At 41.3% G+C, this 16,852-nt stretch carries 16 protein-coding genes; 13 read left to right on the forward strand and 3 right to left on the reverse strand.

Going from position 1 to position 16,852, the window contains the following annotated elements:
- Positions 1 to 125 precede the first annotated feature (125 nt).
- Positions 126 to 1,082, reverse strand: a complete 957-nt coding sequence (gene metR, locus AM629_RS12230) for an HTH-type transcriptional regulator MetR (protein WP_054479300.1) — start codon at positions 1,080 to 1,082, stop codon at positions 126 to 128.
- Between the two features lie 108 nt (positions 1,083 to 1,190).
- Here metR and metE point away from each other — a divergent pair, with 108 nt between their 5' ends.
- Complete coding sequence (gene metE, locus AM629_RS12235) at positions 1,191 to 3,467, forward strand: 5-methyltetrahydropteroyltriglutamate--homocysteine S-methyltransferase (RefSeq protein WP_054479303.1); 2,277 nt, start codon at positions 1,191 to 1,193, stop codon at positions 3,465 to 3,467.
- A gap of 238 nt (positions 3,468 to 3,705) precedes the next feature.
- Positions 3,706 to 4,539 carry a twin-arginine translocation signal domain-containing protein gene (locus tag AM629_RS12240; protein ID WP_054479305.1) on the forward strand — a complete coding sequence of 278 codons (834 nt, stop codon included), beginning with the start codon at positions 3,706 to 3,708 and terminating at the stop codon, positions 4,537 to 4,539.
- A gap of 454 nt (positions 4,540 to 4,993) precedes the next feature.
- Here AM629_RS12240 and pcp read toward each other — a convergent pair whose 3' ends face one another.
- Positions 4,994 to 5,650 carry a pyroglutamyl-peptidase I gene (pcp, locus tag AM629_RS12245; RefSeq protein WP_054479307.1) on the reverse strand — a complete coding sequence of 219 codons (657 nt, stop codon included), beginning with the start codon at positions 5,648 to 5,650 and terminating at the stop codon, positions 4,994 to 4,996.
- Between the two features lie 809 nt (positions 5,651 to 6,459).
- Here pcp and udp point away from each other — a divergent pair.
- From udp to hemB, 11 genes are all read left to right on the forward strand, one after another.
- On the forward strand, positions 6,460 to 7,215 hold the full coding sequence (gene udp, locus AM629_RS12250) for a uridine phosphorylase (RefSeq protein WP_054479309.1): 756 nt from the start codon (positions 6,460 to 6,462) through the stop codon (positions 7,213 to 7,215).
- A gap of 96 nt (positions 7,216 to 7,311) precedes the next feature.
- Complete coding sequence (locus tag AM629_RS12255; protein ID WP_054479311.1) at positions 7,312 to 8,097, forward strand: tyrosine-protein phosphatase; 786 nt, start codon at positions 7,312 to 7,314, stop codon at positions 8,095 to 8,097.
- A 68-nt stretch (positions 8,098 to 8,165) separates the two neighbouring features.
- Positions 8,166 to 8,702 (forward strand): DedA family protein, encoded by a 537-nt coding sequence (locus AM629_RS12260; RefSeq protein WP_420806671.1) that lies wholly within the window; start codon positions 8,166 to 8,168, stop codon positions 8,700 to 8,702.
- 126 nt (positions 8,703 to 8,828) lie between these two features.
- Positions 8,829 to 10,163 carry a DNA recombination protein RmuC gene (rmuC, locus tag AM629_RS12265; protein WP_420806672.1) on the forward strand — a complete coding sequence of 445 codons (1,335 nt, stop codon included), beginning with the start codon at positions 8,829 to 8,831 and terminating at the stop codon, positions 10,161 to 10,163.
- A 72-nt stretch (positions 10,164 to 10,235) separates the two neighbouring features.
- A complete protein-coding gene (ubiE, locus tag AM629_RS12270; RefSeq protein WP_054479349.1) occupies positions 10,236 to 10,991 on the forward strand; it encodes a bifunctional demethylmenaquinone methyltransferase/2-methoxy-6-polyprenyl-1,4-benzoquinol methylase UbiE in 756 nt (251 codons plus the stop codon).
- Between the two features lie 28 nt (positions 10,992 to 11,019).
- Positions 11,020 to 11,643 carry a ubiquinone biosynthesis protein UbiJ gene (gene ubiJ / locus AM629_RS12275; RefSeq protein WP_235525469.1) on the forward strand — a complete coding sequence of 208 codons (624 nt, stop codon included), beginning with the start codon at positions 11,020 to 11,022 and terminating at the stop codon, positions 11,641 to 11,643.
- Positions 11,630 to 13,267, forward strand: coding sequence for a ubiquinone biosynthesis regulatory protein kinase UbiB (gene ubiB / locus AM629_RS12280; RefSeq protein WP_054479317.1), 1,638 nt, complete (start codon positions 11,630 to 11,632; stop codon positions 13,265 to 13,267). The genes ubiJ and ubiB overlap by 14 nt, the downstream gene beginning before the upstream one ends.
- A gap of 107 nt (positions 13,268 to 13,374) precedes the next feature.
- Positions 13,375 to 13,635, forward strand: coding sequence for a Sec-independent protein translocase subunit TatA (gene tatA, locus AM629_RS12285; RefSeq protein ID WP_054479319.1), 261 nt, complete (start codon positions 13,375 to 13,377; stop codon positions 13,633 to 13,635).
- 3 nt (positions 13,636 to 13,638) lie between these two features.
- Entirely contained in the window at positions 13,639 to 14,082 is a 444-nt protein-coding gene (gene tatB / locus AM629_RS12290; protein WP_054479321.1) for a Sec-independent protein translocase protein TatB, read from the forward strand.
- 21 nt (positions 14,083 to 14,103) lie between these two features.
- Positions 14,104 to 14,880 (forward strand): Sec-independent protein translocase subunit TatC, encoded by a 777-nt coding sequence (gene tatC / locus AM629_RS12295; protein ID WP_054479323.1) that lies wholly within the window; start codon positions 14,104 to 14,106, stop codon positions 14,878 to 14,880.
- A 109-nt stretch (positions 14,881 to 14,989) separates the two neighbouring features.
- Positions 14,990 to 16,003: a porphobilinogen synthase gene (hemB, locus tag AM629_RS12300; protein WP_054479325.1), complete on the forward strand. Its 1,014-nt coding sequence runs from the start codon at positions 14,990 to 14,992 to the stop codon at positions 16,001 to 16,003.
- Between the two features lie 48 nt (positions 16,004 to 16,051).
- On the opposite strand, the gene rfaH is transcribed toward hemB, so the two are convergent.
- Entirely contained in the window at positions 16,052 to 16,540 is a 489-nt protein-coding gene (rfaH, locus tag AM629_RS12305; RefSeq protein ID WP_054479327.1) for a transcription/translation regulatory transformer protein RfaH, read from the reverse strand.
- Positions 16,541 to 16,852 lie beyond the last annotated feature (312 nt).

Below are 16,852 nucleotides of genomic sequence, written 5' to 3' on the forward strand. Positions count from 1 at the left end.
CTCGCTTTTCAGGCTGATAGCTGATTTGTGATCTGGCTGGTGGTATTGATTCTCCCGCCGTGGATACCGGAACCTCATTACCCATGATGAATAATATGTTGGTTCCGGCGGCATGGTTGATAAATTTACCATTGGAGGGAGTTTTCTGGTTGTGTTGCTCTGGGGTCATCGACGCTTAATTTTGAAATTCCTTTTACGAACGGCAGATTGTCCATTGCGTGCTGACGTGCAGAATGAATAAATGCGTCAATCTCAGGCTGGTGTTGTTCACCTTCACGGACGGCAGCATACAGCCTACTCCATAGACCTTCTCCCAGTGTTTTAGTGACCACTAACCCTTGCCTTTCGAATGATTCAACAACCCAATGTGGCAGAGCCGCGATTCCCATGCGGGCAGCGACCATTTGAATCAGTAATAGTGTGTTATCCACATTTTTCAACGTAGGAATAACGCCGGCTGGTTGCAGAAAACGCCGCCAGATATCGAATCGCTGACGCTGAACGGGGTAGATCATCAATGTCTCATCAATTAAATCTTTTGGCTGGATGTGCAGTTTATTTGCCAACGGGTGATCCGGAGCGACAACTAGTTTGACCTCATAATCAAATAGCGGTGTGTAGTGTAGATGACTTTCAGGGAGAATATCTGATGTCAGAACCACATCCAGTTCCCGTTGCTGTAGTGCAGGCTGTGGATCAAAAGTGACGCCAGATTTGAAATCCACGTTGACCTGTGGCCAGGCTTCGCGGAAATGTTTGAGTGCCGGTGTCAGCCATTGAATACAACTATGGCATTCAATGGCGATACGTAGATTTGTTTGGCTTGGCTCTTTACATTCGCAGAGTGCACTTTGGACCAAAGGAAGAACTTGTTCTGCCAACCGTAATAAAATCTCACCCTGTGGGGTGAAACGAAGTGGCTGACTTTTACGAATGAACAGCCGAAAACCAAGGCGATGTTCAAGATCACTGAACTGATGGGATAAAGCGGACTGTGTTTGATGCAGGTGATTGGCTGCTGCCGCTAATGAACCACAATGACTCAATGATTGTAATGTTTTTAGATGTTTTATTTCGATCATGAGAAACCTTCAGGATGATAATGAATAAATTGCGCTTGTGGTTTATACCTTACCTGTTGATTATGGATGTGTAAACATCTAGACGGCTAAAAATGACGGGATAATGAAATGACGATTATTAATCACACACTTGGCTTTCCACGTATCGGTTTGAAAAGAGAACTCAAAAAGGCTCAGGAAAACTATTGGGCAGGGAAAATTTCCCAGCAAGAATTATTGGAAACAGGCCGTGAGTTACGTGCCCGTCACTGGGAGCAACAGAAGCAGGCTGGTGTTGATTTAGTGCCGGTTGGTGATTTCGCTTGGTATGATCATGTTCTGACGACTAGCTTACTACTCGGTAATGTACCACCGCGTCACCAGAATCCAGATGGCACGATTAATCTGGATACACTATTCCGTATTGCCCGCGGTCGTGCGCCGACAGGTGAACCTGCCGCTGCTGCAGAAATGACTAAATGGTTTAATACTAACTACCATTATATTGTGCCAGAATTTCAGCAAGGACAGGAATTTAAACTGAGTTGGACTCAGTTACTAGAAGAAGTGGATGAAGCGTTGGCCTTGGGTCATCAAGTGAAGCCAGTTTTACTGGGGCCGGTAACTTACCTGTGGTTGGGTAAGGTGAAAGGTCAGGTATTTGATCGTCTCTCTTTATTGCAAGATATTCTTCCTGTTTATCAGCAAGTATTAGCTGAGCTGGCTAGACGTGGTATTGAATGGGTTCAGATTGATGAGCCTGCGCTGGTTCTGGAATTACCAGCAGAGTGGCTGGCAGCTTATCCGGTTGCTTATCAGGCACTTCAGGGGCAGGTTAAATTATTGTTGACCACCTACTTCGATAGCATTGGTCACAATCTGGAAACGATCAAATCCCTGCCGGTACAAGGGCTGCATGTGGATCTGGTTGCTGGTCAAGATGATATTGCACAATTGCATGAATTATTGCCAAAAGAATGGTTACTTTCCCTTGGTGTGATTAATGGTCGTAACGTATGGCGTGCCGATTTAACCGCTAAATATCAGTTGATTAAGCCATTGATAGGTAGTCGTACACTGTGGGTCGGTTCTTCTTGTTCCCTGCTGCACAGTCCTATCGATTTGAGTGATGAGACAGCGCTTGATGCAGAGGTGAAAAGCTGGTTTGCGTTCGCATTACAGAAATGTGAGGAATTGGCTCTGCTAGCTGCGGCATTGAATCAGCCAGAAGGCAGTAAACAAGCAGAATTGGATGCTTACAGTGCGCCAATCCGTGCTCGCCGTGAATCTAAACGGGTGAATAATCAGACGGTTACTGAGCGACTTACCGCAATTAATCCACAGGACAGTGAGCGTAATCAGCCATATCCACAACGTGCAGAAATACAGCGCCAGCGCTATAACTTGCCATTGTGGCCGACAACAACAATTGGATCATTCCCGCAAACAACGGAAATCCGCAGCTTGCGTCTGGATTTCAAAAAAGGCCGGGTAGATGGTACTAACTATCGAACCAATATTTGTGAACATATTAAGCAGGCAATTAACGAACAGGAACGTTTAGAATTAGATGTCTTGGTTCATGGCGAAGCTGAGCGCAACGACATGGTGGAATACTTTGGTGAACACTTCGATGGTTTTGTCTTTACGCAGAATGGTTGGGTTCAAAGTTATGGGTCCCGTTGTGTTAAGCCACCAGTGATTATTGGTGATATTAGCCGTCCTGAAGCTATCACTGTGGAGTGGGCGAAATATGCTCAATCGTTGACAGAGAAACCTGTCAAAGGAATGTTAACCGGGCCTGTAACTATTCTCTGTTGGTCATTCCCAAGGGAAGATGTCAGCCGTGAGACGATTGCTAAGCAAATTGCATTGGCACTGCGTGATGAAGTGAATGATTTGCAGGAAGCTGGCATTGGTATCATCCAGATTGATGAACCTGCATTGCGAGAAGGTTTGCCACTGCGTCGGGAAGAATGGCAAGCTTATCTAGACTGGTCGGTAGAGGCATTTAAATTGAGTGCTGCAATTGCTAAAGATGACACGCAGATTCACACTCATATGTGTTATTGCGAGTTCAATGACATCATGCCTTCTATTGCAGCATTGGATGCGGATGTGATTACTATTGAAACTTCCCGTTCAGATATGGAGCTGTTGGAGTCATTCGAAAACTTCTCTTATCCAAATGAGATTGGGCCGGGTGTTTATGATATTCATTCACCTAACGTACCTAGTGTTGAATGGATTGAAGCACTATTACGCAAAGCAGCTGATCGTATTCCGGTCGAACGTTTGTGGGTTAACCCGGATTGTGGCTTGAAAACTCGTGGTTGGACCGAAACTCGCCAGTCATTGGCAAATATGGTGCAGGCGGCGAAACGTCTACGTGAATCGGCGAAATAACTAATCTAACAATTTGCCTGTCACCTCTAATGGGTGATGGGCATTTTTCATAAAATAATCTTTCTCTTAGGGGAGTTTGTCGCTTAATGGGACTTCCTCTGTAATAAAACTTTTTGTGATTTATATATTCCATATTGATATTGGAAAAAATATATTTTATTAACAAAATACCCGCAACGTAACAAAATGGAAACTGGAAGCATTGTAATAGAAACTAAATAATTAATGAGAGGATTATATGGATGTAAATAATTTGCAAGGTAAGAAAAGTAGCTCTCGAAGAGATTTTCTAAAAAGTGGTGCTGTTATCACGGCTACGGCTGCACTTGCTCCGATTGGTTTGGCCCGTGCAGAAGGAAAATTATCGTCACAGAATGGAATAGGTGTGTGTACGCTTGCTCCAGAGCAAATATCAGGGCCATATTTCCGAAATAGTAAAATTGTAAGGAGGGATATTACTGATTCAGAAGCAGGAATACCTTTTTTATTAAAAATCACTATCATGGATGAGAAAACATGTAAGCCTGTCGATAAATTATTTGTTGATATTTGGCACTGTAATAGTCGGGGGAAATATTCTGGCTGGAGTTATATAAGCCCTGATATACCACCTAAAGCCGGTGAAATATCCGCTATCGACAGAACTGATGATAAAGTTTTTCTAAGAGGTGCTCAACAATCGGATAAAAATGGAGTGGTCAATTTTACTACTATTTATCCTGGGTTTTATGTTGGTAGGGCAACTCATATTCATATTGCAATTAGACAGATTAGCAAAGATATAAATGAAAAAGAGCATTTTTCCTTTGTTGGTCAGATGTATTTTCCTGAAGAAATCAACACAGAGGTTTATAAATATGATCTGTATTCAAAACGGAAGATAATCAGAACCAAAAATCATGAAGATGAATATTTTAAAAATATGAATGGTCATCTTTCAGAAATAAAATTAACAAAAATAGATGAATCTGATATTAACCGTGGAATATTGGGTGAAATAATTTTATCAATAGACTTGGAAAATATATCTAATTTCATAACTAAAGATGATTTATATTCTCATGCGGTATGACCGATTCTGTTGAATAGACTAAATTTCAATGTAATAACAGTCGAAATTATAAAGTAACCTATGTAAATAGTATGCTGATTAGTCATTTAAAAAAAGTATCAGGTGCTTGATATACCCAATAGATTTCAATTTGCAGCGTGGCGGCAAGTGAACGCAGCCAACAAAGAGGCAACTTGAAAGATAACAGGTATATACCCAATAGATTTCAAGATGCATCGCGACGGCCAGGGAGCGAATCCCCGGGAGCATAGATAACTATGTGACCGGGGTGAGTGAGTGCAGCCAACAAAGAGGCAACTTGAAAGATAACAGGTATAGTTACATATGGACATTGTGCAGGCACAGAGAGAGAGGATTATCTTTGCTGTTTGGTTAATATTATCCAGTAGATCGTGGTTCTCTGTGCCTGTCATTTTCGTGGAGAGTTTTCAACCGCAGTGAGCGAAACATCAAATTAATGAGTTGCACCTCCACTGATGACGACATCCTCACTGTTTTTTAATGCTTCATCGATGGCAATTTCCAGCGCTGTTATGACAGTTTCTAAGGTCATACTTGGAGTACCTGAGTGCCGAGCTGCCTGCTCAGGCAGATAGGGAATATGGATAAATCCACCACGTATTTCAGGATTGGTGTATGCCAAATGATGCAACAAGCCATACATAACGTGATTACAGACAAAAGTGCCTGCGGTTTGTGAGATTGAGGCAGGGACTCCTGCTTTATGCAAGCCTTTGACTATCGCATTGATCGGTAATGTGGAGAAGTAGGCCGCAGGGCCTGTTACGACTATGGGAGTATTGATAGGCTGATTGCCTTGATTATCAGGAATACGAGCATCATTAATATTAATTGCTACGCGTTCTACGGTAATATCTGGCCTACCGCCCGCTTGTCCTACTGAAATCACTAGATCAGGTTGTATTTCATCAATAGCGGTGTATAGGCAAGCCAGAGAGACATCGAATACGCATGGAAGCTGGCGAGCTTCGACCCGCGCTCCGCATAGTCTGCGACCTTGCAGCTGTTTAGCTGCTTCCCATGACGGGTTTATCGTTTCATCGTCGAAAGGATCAAAACCTGTAATTAAAACTGTTTTTTGTGGCACCATAGATAGCACTCCTGCATGTTGGAAAAATTCTAATATGTTTAAACAATATGCATTCTATAAAAGGTGATTGTGATATTTATATTTGTTAATTGTTACATTTTTATTGTAAATATAATTATAACATTGTGAAAAATAATAAAGAAAAAACATTTCATTAGATATGGAAATAAAATATAATTTTTTTTAATTTTTCACGATAATAAAAATTCGATGAAAATATAATTCGATGTATTGTACTGTTGGTTTATATACCCAGTGGATTTCAAGATGAATCGCGACGGCAAGGGAGCGAATCCCCGGGAGCATAGATAACGATGTGACCGGGGGAGTGAGTGCAGCCAACAAAGAGGCGACTTGAAAGATTACGGGTATAAACATAGGAGCGGATAATTTATATTTAATGAAGTTGCAGTAGACCTTTGTTTTTCTTCTTCACGGTTAATAAATCAAATCAGTTATTTGGGCCTATTCTCTTCTTGGTGTTGTTTGAAATATAAATATAATTAAACAATTTATTGTTTGTTTCCCAGTGTGAATGTATTCAGATAGCTTATGATTGAGAGAAAACATTCGGCTTTTTTTGTTAAATTTGCAATTGTTGTTCAATCCCGTGTTAATCTTCAGTAATAGTTAGACCACTCATTTTTTCTTGTTTTATGGTTATTTTGTGACTTATGTCTCAAAATAATGTACGTTTTTCTTTTTTATCTTACTTTAAAGTGATATTTATCACTAATAGATGTCTAAATACTCAATACAGTAGATTTCAATTAATTTCATTATAAATTCTTCCCTCTGAGGAGTCTGATATGTCTGATGTGTTTCACTTGGGTCTGACCAAAAGCGACCTGCAAGGCGCAACTCTAGCTATTGTTCCGGGTGATCCGAAACGTGTGGAAAAAATTGCAAGATTAATGGACAACCCAGTTCATCTTGCTTCTTTGCGTGAATTTACGTCATGGCGAGCAGAAATTGATGGTAAAGCAGTTATTGTTTGCTCCACGGGTATAGGTGGTCCATCAACGTCCATTGCTGTTGAAGAATTAGCACAATTAGGTGTTCGTACTTTCCTGCGTATTGGTACAACAGGGGCAATTCAAGAAAATATTAATGTTGGTGATGTACTGGTAACCACGGCGGCTGTTCGCTTGGATGGTGCTAGCTTGCATTTTGCGCCGATGGAATTTCCGGCAGTTGCAGATTTTGAATGTACAACTGCGTTGTATGAAACGGCAAAAGATTTAGGTGCAACGACACATGTTGGCGTAACAGCTTCTTCAGATACTTTCTATCCTGGTCAGGAACGTTATGATACCTATTCTGGCCGTGTTGTGAGTCGTTTCAAAGGGTCAATGGCTGAATGGCAGGCAATGGGCGTCATGAACTATGAAATGGAATCTGCAACTTTGTTGACTATGTGTGCAAGCCAGGGGCTGCGTGCGGGTATGGTTGCTGGTGTCATTGTTAACCGTACTCAGCAGGAAATCCCTGATGTTGAATTGCTAAAGAAAACCGAGAGCAGTGCATTGATGATCGTAGTAGAGGCTGCTCGCCGCCTATTGTAAATCATATTCTTTAGGGCCGGAATATTCCGGCTCACTCTTCTTTTTAGATAGAAATCTGTTAATGTCTTAATATTTTACAACTAATTAAGAGTAATCATGATTACAACATCCTTCTTATTACATCCATCGGCGCTTCCCCTCCATGGAGGGATTAATTTCCGTGATTTAGGTGGTAAAACGGTAGTCAGTGGCGGGAAAATCAAATCAGGTTTACTTTTCCGTTCCGGTTCTCTAGATCTTTTGACAGAAAAAGACCAATCTTTCTTGGCAAAGAAAAACCTGTTTCAAATTATAGATTATCGGGATATAAGTGAAATATCTGATAAGCCCGATCAGATATGGAATGGTGCTAATTATCACCATGCCCCTGCTAATCCATTATCTGAGGAGGTGAATGCTAATCTGGAGAAATTAGCGTCAGAAACGTTGGAACAATTTAATCCACAGGCATTTATGTTCCGTCTTTATGAATTATTGCCTTTAAAAAACCCCGCTTATAAGACACTGGTTAGCTTACTGCAACAGCCGGAAAAAGGCGGAATAGTACAACATTGTGCGGTAGGTAAAGATAGAACCGGTGTAGGTTCTGCGCTGGTGTTGTTTGCACTTGGCGCTGATTTGGACACGGTAATGGAAGATTATTTGGTGACTAATTCTACGTTGGCTCCTTACCGAGAGTATTTGTTGAATGAACATGCGAAAACCATGAGTGACAATGTGGTTGAGAAATTCGCTTATGTCTATTCCGTCAGAGAAGAGTTTCTCATGACGGCATTAAACAGTATTAATCAGAATTATGGCAGTGTAGATGTATGGCTGGAGAAAGACTTTGGCCTTGATTGTGCAGCCCGTAAGAAATTACAAGGTTATTTCCTTGAATAAAATATCGGTTTAATTCTGGTTAATACGGTAGTAGTTAAATTGAATATGGTATTAATCAATATAGGAATATGAATTTGAGCCTCCATGAATTAGTTGATCTGGTTGTAGATTTTGTTAAAGCCCATGATACTTGGATCATACCGATAATTTTCTTACTCGCTTTTGGTGAATCTTTAGCTTTTTTCTCCTTGCTATTGCCAGCAACTATCATATTGCTCGGATTAGGTGCATTAATAGGTGAAAGTGGCCTTAATTTTTGGCCAATGTGGTTGGCAGCAGCAGCAGGGGCCTTTTTCGGCGATTGGGTATCCTACATCGTTGGTGCTTATTTTAAAGGTGATGTTGTCAAGATTTGGCCGATTTCCCGCAAGCCACAGTTGTTGACACGAGTGCACCATTTCTTTGATCGTTGGGGTATTTGGAGCATTTTCTTCGGTCGGTTCTTTGGCCCATTTCGTGCAATTGTGCCATTAGTGGCGGGGATCTGTACTATGCCATTGCGCTATTTTCAAATTGCTAATATCTGTTCTGCACTTATCTGGTCTTTTGGGATATTAGCGCCAGGTGCTTTTGGTTTGCAATGGCTGGCTGAATGGATGAGCTGATTGCGAGTGGCTTCGCAAACTGAACCATTTATATAAATCAATCTGGACATATATACAGTATCTATTTAATTTAACTGGCTGAAGAATGTAACAGAGGAAATACAGGTGGATATCCAGTTGCTATATATGTTGATTGGTATTTTCGGGGGCTTGCTGGGTGGGGGCGTTATCGTCTGGCTTTCTGTTTATCAACGTATTCAGCAACAAGAACGGGAGTTCCGGGAATTAAACAGCCAGCTTGCAGTTGCCAATGAAAAACTTGAGCAGTTGGCTTACTGGCGGGCTGAATGTGAACAATTGAACCAGGAATTGCGAGCCCAGAGAGAAGTCAACAGCGTGCAGGAATCTGAACTACGGGAAGTGACTACTCGGCTGGAAGAGAGTCGCCTTGCAGCTGAGGAGAAACAGCGGTTATTGATCAATAGTGAACTACGTCTGAATACTCAATTTGAAAATTTGGCTAACCGTATTTTTGAACAAACTGGTCGTCGTACAGATGAGCAAAATCGGCAGAGTCTTAGTAGTCTTCTGACTCCGTTTCGTGAACAACTTGATGGTTTTCGCCGCCAGGTACAGGAGAGTTTTGGTCAGGAAGCCCGTGAACGGCATACTCTTACACATGAAATCCGTAATTTACAGCAACTGAATGCCCAGATGGCGAAAGAGGCTGTTAATCTGACAAATGCCCTTAAAGGTGATAACAAAATTCAAGGAGATTGGGGGGAAGTGGTGCTTGCTCGTATTCTGGAAGCCTCTGGGTTACGAGAGGGACATGAATTTTGCACTCAGGTGAATATCAAGGTAGAGGGTAACAGTCGTTTCCAACCCGATGTTATTGTTCATTTGCCGCAAGGGAAAGATGTGGTTATCGATGCCAAAATGTCACTAGTGGCTTATGAGCGTTATTTTAACAGTGAAGATCGGCATCAGCAGGAATTAGCCCTTCAGGACCATATTAACTCAATTAAAGGCCATATTCGCGGCTTGAGTCGTAAAGATTACCAGCAACTACCTGGGTTGAAATCGCTGGACTATGTACTGATGTTTATTCCAGTTGAACCCGCTTATTTGATTGCGCTCAACAGAGCGCCTGAGCTGCTTGATGAGGCACTTAAACACAATATTATGCTGGTTAGCCCATCAACATTATTAGTTGCAGTGCGTACTATCAATAACTTGTGGCGATATGAGTATCAGAGCCAAAATGCTCGTTTAATCGCGGATAAGGCTTCTAGAATGTACGATAAGATGCGTTTGTTTGTTGAGGATATGCAAGGTTTAGGGCAAAGCTTGGATAAGGCCCAACTTAATTATCGGTTGGCAATGAAAAAGCTTACTGAGGGACGTGGTAATCTGATTAGCCAGGCGGAGGGTTTTCGTAGTTTAGGAGTTGAAGTAAAACGTCCTATTGATCCTGAATTAGCTGATAGGGCTAACCAACCATCCTGTGCTAATGATTAACGCTAGGATGGGGTTTTGTATGAAAGGCTGATACACTTTTATAACAGTTTGAGTAAAAAGCGGGCAAATAACATGGTAGACCAAACGAAACAAACCACACATTTTGGTTTCCGCACTGTAGCGAAAGATGAAAAAGAGGGCATGGTAGCTGAAGTGTTTCATTCTGTTGCTGCAAAATACGATTTAATGAATGATTTAATGTCGTTTGGCATCCATCGTATCTGGAAGCGTGTGGCGATTAATGCCAGTGGTGTTCGCCGGGGTCAACGGGTGCTTGATTTGGCTGGTGGTACGGGAGATCTGACAGCTAAATTTTCCCGCATAGTTGGTGAGAAAGGGGAAATTGTTCTTGCTGATATAAATGAATCTATGCTGAAGGTTGGGCGTGAGAAATTACGTGATACTGGTATTGTTGGTAATGTCAGTTATGTGCAAGCTAATGCGGAAGCTTTACCTTTTCCTGATAACTATTTTGATTGCATCACTATCTCTTTTGGTTTACGCAATGTGACTGAAAAAGAAAAGGCCCTGCGCTCTATGTTTCGGGTTTTGAAACCTGGTGGGCGCTTATTGGTGCTTGAATTTTCTAAACCTTTGCTTGCACCATTAAGTAAAGCTTATGATGCTTATTCTTTCCATGTGTTGCCAAAAATTGGTCAAGTTTTTGTGCAGGATGCTGATAGTTATCGTTATCTGGCGGAATCTATTCGTATGCATCCTGATCAAGAAACACTTAAAACAATGATGGAAGATGCTGGCTTCGAACAGGTGACTTATACCAATATGACTGGCGGCATTGTTGCACTACATAGAGGTTTCAAATTCTGAGATGGAAAGGCCATCACTGAGTAAAACTATGAATTCCACATTGATGCCGGTTTTAACCGCAGTGATGGAAACATCGTTGAATCACATGTTGTACCGCGAACCTGTGTTGAGGCTAGCCCGTATACGCTTGATGGGTAAAGTTTTGTCGATTGAACTGAAAGAAATGAATACACCACTTACACTGGTATTCAGTGAAAAACAAGTGGACGTATTAAGTCAATGGACTGAATCTGCCGATTGTACAGTTAAAACTAATTTTTCTGTTTTGCTTAAGCTACGGGATCGTCAACAGCTTTCCAGGTTACTCAATAATGGTGAAATAGTTATTGAAGGGGATATGCAGGTCGTTCAGCAATGGTCTGCTTTGCTGGATATGGTTGAATGGGATTTGGCCCATTACCTTTCCCCTTATGTTGGAGATATCGCTGCTGAAGGTATTAATCAGGTAATTAAAAAAGGATTTCAGTTTTTTTCCGGTTCAATAGCGTGCCAGAAAAATTATCTGGTGGAAACATTAACAGAAGAATGGAAACTGGCGCCAAATAAGCTTGAAGTGGCTCATTTCAGTGAAGAAGTTAGCGTGTTAACCGAAGATATCAGGCAAATAGAGCAACGATTGGCGGTATTAGAGGGAAAATATGACACCAAGTGAATTAAGACGCCTTTATTTGATTATACGGGTTTTGCTTTCTTACGGATTGGATGAACTGATTCCCCGGATTCGTTTGACTTGGCCTCTTCGTTTTGGGCGTTATTTGTTATTCTGGATTCCGAACAGACATAAAGATAAATCACTTGGGGAGAGATTACGACTTGCCTTACAGGAGTTGGGACCAGTCTGGATTAAATTTGGCCAGATGCTTTCAACAAGGCGTGATCTTTTTCCACCTGCAATAGCGGATCAATTGGCTTTGTTGCAAGACCGGGTTGCCTCTTTCGACGGTGCTTTAGCTCGTCAATATATTGAAACTTCTTTAGGGGGAGAGCTGGAAACTTGGTTTGATGATTTTGAACCTAAAGCTTTAGCTTCTGCTTCAATTGCTCAGGTACATACTGCTCGGTTAAAAGAAAATGGTCAGGAAATCGTTATTAAAGTAATCCGCCCGGATATTCTGCCAATTATTAAAGCAGATATCCGGTTAATGTATCGTCTGGCTAACTGGGTACCAATGTTATTGCCCGATGGGCGCCGTTTACGTCCTCGTGAAGTCGTGAGGGAATACGAAAAGACGTTGATTGATGAGCTAAATTTACTGCGTGAAGCAGCTAATTCAATTCAGCTTCGCCGTAATTTCGAAAAGAGTTCAATGCTCTATGTGCCAGAAATTTATTCTGATTATTGCCGTGAAAATGTTCTGGTGATGGAACGGGTTTATGGTATTCCAGTTTCTGATATTGAAGCGTTGGAAGCGCAGAATACCAATATGAAATTACTGGCTGAACGGGGAGTTCAGGTTTTTTTTACTCAGGTTTTTCGTGACAGTTTCTTTCATGCGGATATGCATCCGGGAAATATTTTTGTCAGTTATGAACATCCTGAAGATCCGTTTTATATTGGTATTGATTGCGGTATTGTTGGTTCTCTTAATAAAGATGATAAACGTTACTTGGCTGAGAATTTTATCGCTTTCTTTAATCGTGATTATCGGAAAGTTGCTGAACTTCATGTGGATTCAGGTTGGGTGCCCAGTGATACCAATGTTGAAGACTTTGAGTTTGCAATTCGTACAGTTTGTGAACCAATATTTGAGAAGCCGCTTGCAGAAATTTCATTTGGGCATGTTCTTCTGAATCTGTTTAATACTGCACGCCGTTTTAATATGGCAGTACAGCCTCAGTTGGTTCTTCTGCAAAAGACGCTTTTGTATGTAGAAGGCTTAGGACGGCAGCTCTATCCACAACTTGATTTATGGAAAACAGCAAAACCGTTTCTGGAGGAGTGGTTACATAGTCAAGTCGGATTACCTGCGGTTATTCGTGCACTGAAAGAAAAAGCACCTTATTGGGCAGAAAAGTTGCCAGAGCTACCCGAATTAGTGTATGACAGTCTTCAGCAGCATAAGTATTTGCAAGCCAACATTGAGAAGCTGTCAGATCAGTTAAAAGGACAACAGATAAAACAGCGGCAGTCACAGTATTTGCTCGGTGTTGGTGCGACATTGTTTCTCTGTGGGAGTTTGTTTTTGTTGTCTGGCTTAGCAAATATCCCTTGGCTGTTTATAGGCATGGGCGCTGTTTCATGGCTGTTTGGCTGGTGTAGGTTGAGTAAAACTTAGTAAAATTTGTCTTAGGTAGCTTTATTTGAAGGTCGGTATTTTCGAAGACATAGTTCGTCGTATAATGAGCTATGAATGATAATCCCTGTTAATAGAGGTAAATCAGGATGGGCGGTATAAGCATTTGGCAATTACTTATCATTGCGGTCATTGTGGTGCTGTTGTTCGGCACAAATAAACTTCGTACTCTGGGTTCTGATCTTGGGGCATCTATTAAAGGTTTTAAAAAAGCGATAGGGGATGATAATCAGCCTGATCACGCTCAGAAAACCAGTAATGATGCTGATTTTGAAACTAAAAACATTACTGAAAAACAATCTGTAGCTCGATCTGAAACATCTGAGAGCAAAAACAAAGAGCAGGTATAAACCGTGTTTGACATTGGTTTTGGCGAGCTACTATTGGTTATGGTCATTGGCTTGGTGGTTCTGGGGCCAGAACGGCTACCGGTGGCAGTAAAAACGGTTGCTGGTTGGATCAGGGCATTACGTTCTTTGGCTGCTAACGTCCAAAATGAGCTTGCCCAGGAACTGAAATTACAGGAACTCCAGGAAAGCCTAAAAAAAGTCGAAGAAGAAGCAGGCTTGCAGAATTTATCTCCGGAATTAAAAGCTTCGATGGATGAGTTGAAAGAAGCGGCTGAATCTTTGAAAAAAGCATACCAAACCGAACCTGATGCGGGGAATATGCAAGCATCAGAAATAAATGGGGTGGCCCAAAAGTCGGCAACGTCTCAGATTGTGGCTTCATCCGGATCTTCTTCTCCAGTGGATGATAAAGCGGCTTCTGATGCGAAGAAAAAAACTTCTGATTAAGTTAATGGTGAACACTAAAACATGGCTGTTGATGATACTCAACCACTTATCAGTCATCTTATTGAACTGCGCAAGCGAATTCTAAACAGTTTACTGACTGTATTAGTGGTTTTTTTAGCATTGGTTTATTTTTCTAACGACATCTATCAGATGATTTCTGCACCTTTAATTAAGCAATTGCCTCAAGGTGCCAGTATGATAGCGACGGATGTTGCTTCTCCCTTTTTCACACCAATAAAATTGACCATTATGGTGTCGATATTTGTATCTGCACCTATGGTTCTCTATCAGGTGTGGGCATTTATTGCTCCTGCATTATATAAGCATGAGCGCCGCTTGATGATCCCTCTGCTTTTTTCCAGTAGTTTGTTGTTCTATTTGGGGATGGCATTTGCTTACTTCGTCGTATTTCCGATAGCTTTTGGATTCTTTGCTAAGACTGCTCCTGAAGGAGTTTTGATTGCAACAGATATCAGTAACTATTTAAGCTTTGTCATGGCACTGTTCATGGCTTTTGGTGTTTCTTTTGAAGTACCAGTTGCCATTATTTTATTGTGCTGGAGTGGGGTGGTGACACCTGAATCCCTGAAGAAAAAGCGCCCGTATATTTTGGTAGGCGCTTTTGTTGTCGGCATGTTGTTAACGCCCCCAGATGTCTTCTCGCAAACTTTACTGGCTATTCCTATGTATCTGTTGTTTGAACTGGGTATTTTGCTCTCTCGTTTTTACACTGGGCAGCGCAAACTGGGAGATCGTTCAGAAGACGAGCAAACATCGGAAGCAAATACGGAAAAGTGATAATAGTAATCTTAACATGTTGTTCTGTAGTGCTAAGATATTAACACAAAGCGATAGCATATTAATTAACCCAGCGCTAGTGCGCTGGGTTTTAAGTTAGGAGAGCTATATGGGCTATGTATTTCCAGGCACTTTCCCAGGCCGCCGAATGCGCCGAATGCGCCGTCATGATTTTTCCCGTCGTTTAGTTGCTGAAAATCAATTAACTGTTAATGATTTAATCTATCCTGTATTTGTGATGGAAGGAACTCACTGTCGTCAGGAAGTTCCTTCTATGCCAGGAGTGTATCGTCTGACAATTGATCTTTTGTTGAAAGAAGCTGAAGAGATTGCTCGGTTGGGTATTCCTGTGTTGTCTCTGTTTCCTGTTATTGAAGCAGATAAAAAATCTTTGGATGCGAAAGAAGCTTATAGCCCTGATGGGCTAATTCAGCGGACTATACGTGAGCTGAAAGATGCAGTTCCTGAACTGGGATTACTAACTGATGTGGCATTAGATCCGTTTACTACACATGGTCAGGATGGGATCATCGATCAGGATGGTTATGTAATTAATGATGTAACCAAAGAGATCTTGGTTAAACAGGCGCTGTCACATGCGGAGGCTGGTGCTGAGATTGTTGCACCGAGTGACATGATGGATGGGCGGATTGGTGCAATTCGAGAGAAGCTTGAAGAGGAAGGTCATGTAAATACTCAGATTATGGCTTATTCCGCTAAGTATGCTTCTGGTTATTATGGTCCTTTCCGTGATGCTATCGGCTCAAGTAGTAATCTAAAAGGTGGTAATAAAAAGAATTATCAGATGGACCCAGCCAACAGCGATGAAGCATTGCAAGAGATTGCACAGGATTTGCAGGAAGGCGCTGATACTGTGATGGTTAAACCGGGTATGCCTTACTTGGATGTTATCCGTAGGGTAAAAGAGACATTTGGTGTTCCAACCTTTGCTTATCAAGTATCTGGCGAATATGCCATGCATATGGCTGCTATCCAGAATGGCTGGTTACAGGAACAGGTAATTATAGAGTCCCTGTTATGCTTCAAGCGTGCAGGAGCAGATGGCGTACTGACATATTTTGCAAAACAGGTTGCTCAACAGTTATTTGAGCAGCGGTTTTAATATTGATTAAAAACGGGTGAATATGATTCTGCCCGTTTTTTTGTTTGGTTAAATTTTCACAAACTGCTTGTTATCAAGTGCCTTAGGTAATTGCTTATTCAGAATATTAAGCAACAAAATAGAACGGGTTTCTCCATCTGGCTCATTGTAGATAGCTTGTAATCCTTCAAAAATTCCTTCTGTGATTAATACCGTGTCACCAGTCACAGGTGTATTTGGTGATACATATTCTTGCTCTGTCGTAGACATGATTTCATTAATCAGCGTTTCCGGCACGATAGCCGGATGTATACCAAAACGGACAAAATGGCTGACGCCGCGCGTTGAATTGACAGTCGTAGTATGGATAACTTCTGGGTCAAACTGAACAAACAAATAATTAGGGAAAAGTGGTTCTGTATTCACAGTACGTTTACCACGGGTTATTTTTTCAATTCTCGCAGTAGGAGTCAGGCAGGCAACATCCTGTCGTTCTAGATTTTCTATTGCTCGTGAAATTTGTCCACGTTTACAGTAGATGAGGTACCAGTTTTCCATGTTTATTTAACCTTGATCCAATGACTATTAAGCATAGCAAAATAGGAAAGGGCATTACAGGCATTATCTTAGTGATAATTGTTTGATGATAGATATTTATTGTTATGAGTAGGCACTGTATTTTCAGTAAAAAAGCGATGAGTAATATTATGGTAGACCGTTGGTGATTCTTTCTGCAATTAATAGGGGGAAAAAATAAATGTATAAATATTTCTGCTTAATAATGGCAAACTTTCAGATAATTCGAGCTAGTTAATCTATGCTAAAGATCGGTTGGATATAATGTTTGCCGAGCATGATATCTGCTCTGTT

Origin of the sequence: Photorhabdus heterorhabditis (assembly GCF_001280945.1) — a bacterium.
Classification (GTDB): domain Bacteria; phylum Pseudomonadota; class Gammaproteobacteria; order Enterobacterales; family Enterobacteriaceae; genus Photorhabdus; species Photorhabdus heterorhabditis.

What these genes read in the sequence shown, in the direction of transcription:
- metE (WP_054479303.1), top strand. Translation starts at nt 1,191, where the DNA reads ATGACGATTATTAATCACACACTTGGCTTTCCACGTATCGGTTTGAAA.
- tatA (WP_054479319.1), top strand. Translation starts at nt 13,375, where the DNA reads ATGGGCGGTATAAGCATTTGGCAATTACTTATCATTGCGGTCATTGTG.
- rfaH (WP_054479327.1), bottom strand. Translation starts at nt 16,540, where the DNA reads ATGGAAAACTGGTACCTCATCTACTGTAAACGTGGACAAATTTCACGA.
- pcp (WP_054479307.1), bottom strand. Translation starts at nt 5,650, where the DNA reads ATGGTGCCACAAAAAACAGTTTTAATTACAGGTTTTGATCCTTTCGAC.
- ubiJ (WP_235525469.1), top strand. Translation starts at nt 11,020, where the DNA reads ATGAATTCCACATTGATGCCGGTTTTAACCGCAGTGATGGAAACATCG.
- AM629_RS12240 (WP_054479305.1), top strand. Translation starts at nt 3,706, where the DNA reads ATGGATGTAAATAATTTGCAAGGTAAGAAAAGTAGCTCTCGAAGAGAT.
- AM629_RS12255 (WP_054479311.1), top strand. Translation starts at nt 7,312, where the DNA reads ATGATTACAACATCCTTCTTATTACATCCATCGGCGCTTCCCCTCCAT.
- metR (WP_054479300.1), bottom strand. Translation starts at nt 1,082, where the DNA reads ATGATCGAAATAAAACATCTAAAAACATTACAATCATTGAGTCATTGT.
- ubiE (WP_054479349.1), top strand. Translation starts at nt 10,236, where the DNA reads ATGGTAGACCAAACGAAACAAACCACACATTTTGGTTTCCGCACTGTA.
- ubiB (WP_054479317.1), top strand. Translation starts at nt 11,630, where the DNA reads ATGACACCAAGTGAATTAAGACGCCTTTATTTGATTATACGGGTTTTG.
- rmuC (WP_420806672.1), top strand. Translation starts at nt 8,829, where the DNA reads ATGTTGATTGGTATTTTCGGGGGCTTGCTGGGTGGGGGCGTTATCGTC.
- tatC (WP_054479323.1), top strand. Translation starts at nt 14,104, where the DNA reads ATGGCTGTTGATGATACTCAACCACTTATCAGTCATCTTATTGAACTG.
- AM629_RS12260 (WP_420806671.1), top strand. Translation starts at nt 8,166, where the DNA reads ATGAATTTGAGCCTCCATGAATTAGTTGATCTGGTTGTAGATTTTGTT.
- udp (WP_054479309.1), top strand. Translation starts at nt 6,460, where the DNA reads ATGTCTGATGTGTTTCACTTGGGTCTGACCAAAAGCGACCTGCAAGGC.
- hemB (WP_054479325.1), top strand. Translation starts at nt 14,990, where the DNA reads ATGGGCTATGTATTTCCAGGCACTTTCCCAGGCCGCCGAATGCGCCGA.